Raw genomic sequence first — 410 nt, forward strand, 5'->3', positions numbered from 1 at the left:
GGTCGTTGCCGGCGAAGACCGCGTCCAGGTCGGGGCGGCGGCCAAGCAGTTCCCGCATGGCCCGCTCGCCGCTCGCGGCGGTGAAGTCGCCCTCCTCGACGAGTGCCGGGTCGGGGTCGGCCATGACGTCCCGGAAGCCGTCGAGCCGGTCCACGGCCGAGGTCTGGTCAAGGGCGCCGGTGATGTGCGCGATCCGGCTGCGGCCGAGCGAGAGGAGATGGCGTACGGCGTCACGGGCCCCGCCCCGGTTGTCGGTGTCGACGTAGCGGACGCCGTCCTCGCCGCCGTTCCAGTGCGGCCGGCCGCCGAACACGGTCGGCAGCCCGGCGCGCTGGATCAGTCCGGGCAGCGGGTCGTCGATGTGCAGGGAGAACACCAGGGCGCCGTCGACGTGGCCGCCGGCCAGGTAG

Annotated in this window: 1 protein-coding gene; it reads right to left on the reverse strand. The window is 74.4% G+C overall.

The genetic code is table 11. The features are described from left to right. On the reverse strand, positions 1-410 hold a 410-nt coding region (locus LPA54_RS40535; protein WP_228985436.1), incomplete at both ends, for a substrate-binding domain-containing protein.

The organism is Streptomyces sp. DH12 (genome assembly GCF_020873895.1).
Classification (GTDB): Bacteria; Actinomycetota; Actinomycetes; order Streptomycetales; family Streptomycetaceae; genus Streptomyces.